The 2,001-nt window shown below is 33.1% G+C and carries 2 protein-coding genes; both read right to left on the reverse strand.

Annotation, left to right across the window (positions count from 1 at the left end):
- Positions 1–605, reverse strand: a 605-nt coding sequence (locus RTW14_RS18490; protein ID WP_312654263.1) for a radical SAM protein, incomplete at its 3' end; no start/stop codon positions are given.
- A 507-nt stretch (positions 606–1,112) separates the two neighbouring features.
- Positions 1,113–2,001, reverse strand: an 889-nt coding sequence (locus tag RTW14_RS18495) for an ABC transporter ATP-binding protein (protein ID WP_312654266.1), incomplete at its 5' end; no start/stop codon positions are given.

Consider the following 2,001-nt stretch of genomic DNA (forward strand, 5'->3'; position numbering starts at 1 on the left):
CCTAGGTTGAATCTTATCTCATCAAGGCCAGCTTCTGCTAAAGCCTTCAAGGTTTCTTCTGTAGCTAAAGTACCATTGGTATATAAATGTTGATGAACCCCTGCCTCACTAAACTTCTTTATAACAGGATAGTACTTTTCAATTTCCATAAAAGGCTCTAAATAAACATAGCATACCCCAGTAGGCTTCTTATGGATGGAAAGAAGTAAATCTATATCCTTCTCATAAAACTTTGTACCTCCGATTTCCCACATACCTTCACCTATAGGAGGCTGATCCTCTAATTCTCCATAGTTATAGCAGAATTTACACTCTATGTTACATTTGTTTGTTTTTCTAATTGCACTTAAGCCAGTTCCCATAAGACAAGAACGGCATCCCATTGCAAACTTTCTTTCATTTCCCACGAAATAAGTTCTATTCCCAAGAGTTTTTAAGTCTTTAATTTCTGACATTAAGATATTATTCCTATGATCAATTGACTCCTCTATTTGTGCAAAGGTAGCGTATATGATTTCCTGTTGTTTTGTCATAAGCTCCTCATCCTCTGGTAGCATGGCAAAAAACTCAAACCACATCAACGCATCTTCTTTTGAAATTTTCATTATGTATCCTCCTCTAATTTATCTTCTTAAAGATTCAATCTTAATTCTTCTTGTTATACTTTTTCACGTATTCTTCTTCAAAAGTCATACTCATTCGCTTTATTATATCACTTTCATTGTTTCCTTACTATGTCTTTGGAAACTTATAACTTTTTGCAATTAAAAAGAACCCTGATTTCTCAAGGTTCTAAATGTGTTTCCTTGTTAACATAGCTACAACTTTACTTTGTTGAAACTTGCTGTTTGTGTACCCCACATGAGCTTGGCATTATAACTGGCTTCTTAACAACGTTACTCTTAACTTTAATGATTTTCATCTTGTTCCCTCCTTTCTTTTTGATGTAGCAAGTTGCATACCCTATAACCTACATTATTGTTACATCTTTATCTATTGAAATGGCAAGTTTTCTCCTTTGTTGGATATATCCTAAAATAAAATCAAAGGGAGAATTCTATACCAGTTTCATCTAAGCAATAAAACACTTGTGATATTGCTATTAATTACGATTAGCTTTCTACATACCACTTACTTTGGGAATTATACAATTCTTGATACTTTCCATTTATACTAATTAATTCTTTGTGAGTTCCTATCTGAACAACTTTACCTTTGTCCATAACAACTATTTTATCTGCCATCTTAGTTAGAGCCAGTCGGTGCGTAACAATGAAAGATGTTTTTCCTCTTGAGAACTCGATAAATTTCATATATAACTTAGATTCTTCTATTGGATCAATGGCAGCAGTAGGTTCATCAAGAAGAATCATATTATGCTGCTTATAAAAACCTCTTGCGATGGCTACTCTTTGCCAATACCCTCCTGAAAGGTCCACCCCATCAAAATCTCGTGAAAGCATTGTATTCATACCTTGTGGAAATACTTTGGAATTCACATTTAAATCAGCTTCTTTTAATGAGTTCTCAACACATTGATTTATCACAGTGGTTGATGTATCACTTATAATAATATTATCCTGTAATGTCATCTTATATCGTTGGAAATTTTGGAATATACTAGATATATTTTTCATCAAGCTTTTATGGTCTAATGATTTTGTATCTTGATCATTAAAATATACGCCACCTTTATTGGGTAAGTAAATTCCTGAAATTAGATTTGTTAATGTGCTTTTCCCAGCACCATTTTCTCCTACAATTGCTACGATTTCGCCACTCTCAAATTTAATAGACACATTTGAGATAGCCTCTAGCTTACTTCCTGGATAGCTAAAGGAAACATCCTTAAACTCAATTTGTGGAGCTTTTTCATAGTTGATTTTCTTTTCTTCTTGTTCTTTTATATTCATAAATTTAAGATAGTTATCAACAGTACCAATCCGTTTCATTGCGTTTCCTATTATGTAGCAAATCATCTGTTCTAGCATACTCATAATC

The organism is Aminipila sp., from assembly GCF_032051575.1.
Lineage (GTDB): Bacteria > Bacillota > Clostridia > Peptostreptococcales > Anaerovoracaceae > Aminipila.